The sequence below is a fragment of the Synechococcus sp. genome (assembly GCF_982614295.1).
In genome coordinates this window covers 1-1,352 of sequence record NZ_CEXBMR010000099.1, presented here as the reverse complement: position 1 = coordinate 1,352, position 1,352 = coordinate 1, and the positions used below count along the sequence as shown (strand labels likewise).

The 1,352-nt window shown below is 47.6% G+C and carries 1 protein-coding gene; it reads left to right on the top strand.

Features of this window, described 5'->3' with window-relative positions; all coding sequences use genetic code 11:
* Positions 1–57 precede the first annotated feature (57 nt).
* Positions 58–1,352 (top strand): hypothetical protein (locus AC2JC8_RS10155; protein WP_484594694.1); only part of this gene is annotated, 1,295 nt, incomplete at its 3' end.

Below are 1,352 nucleotides of genomic sequence, written 5' to 3'. Positions count from 1 at the left end.
ACTAAACATTACTCCTGGGACAAGTCTGCCGCAATACTTGGCATCGGATCTTCCCAGATGAAAGATGTTGCATTAGATATTCATGGACGTATGAGCATCGATAGTCTGCGTCGACAACTTTCTCGCTGCCTAGCAGAGAGAGTACCTGTCTATTCTGTCATCACCGTGATTGGGAGCACAGAGGAAAGTAATATTGACCCGCTTGCTGATATCCTTGAACTGAGAGACGAATTTCGACAGCAAGGGCTAGGCTTCTGTGTTCATGCTGATGCTGCATGGGGTGGCTATCACGCATCGCTCTTGCATGACACGTCTGAAACGCAGCAATGGAGCGAGATGAGCGCAGGAGCTCGACTCGTAGAATTTGGAATTGGTCTTAGCTCGTATGCTCATCGGCACTTGAGTGCACTCACAGATGCAGATACGATCACCGTCGATCCGCACAAGTCAGGTTATATTCCCTATCCAGCTGGTGCATTGTGCTATCGCAATAGCCAAATGCGTGAGCTCCTCACTTTTGTGGCTCCGTATATCAACCACACAGAAGAAGAGCCCAATGTGAGCAGCTATGGCGTAGAGGGCTCTAAAGCAGGTGCCGCGGTGGCTTCCATTTATCTGAGCCATAAGGTCATACGACCTGACAAGTCTGGCTACGGCAGACTGATTGGAAGAGCAATGCTCGGATGCAAGAGGATCTATGCACGGCTTCTGTGTATGGCTAGGCCAAATGACCGCTTTATCTGCGTACCACTTCCACAACTCAGCCCGGCGATTCCAGGTAAGAGTGCAAGCGATAAGCATGGCTTTGTTCGCGACCGCGTTGCCTTCAGAAGCCTCGATCAGATCGCAGCCGACAATGATGCAATCAGAACTCTTCAAGAAATGGGGCCAGATCAGAATATTATTACCTATGCTTTTAATTTCAAGAATTCCAATGGAAGTCTGAATCAGAGCGTCTCAAAGATGAACGCGCTCAACGAACAGATTTACCAACAGCTAAGCATCAATCCAGGATCAGATATTTATGGGTACCGACTCATTTTAAGCACGACTAGGCTAGATCGTCAAAGCTATGGCGACGACTTTATCAATGACTTAAAAGACAGACTTGGAATAGATCAGTCAGAAGGGGACTGCATCACGGTTTTACGTTCGACGATCATGGATCCATGGATTGGCAACCCCAAGGGAGATGCATTTGTCGACATATTTGAGGAAGAACTACGCAGCGCAATAGCCAGATCACTGCTTGAGAACTCCATGCTAGATACATTCCTTGGACTTGATAACGACGGCAATAATAAAGTATCTATGCTGGAACTCATCGAAATACTAAAGCGCCTTGGCTACGA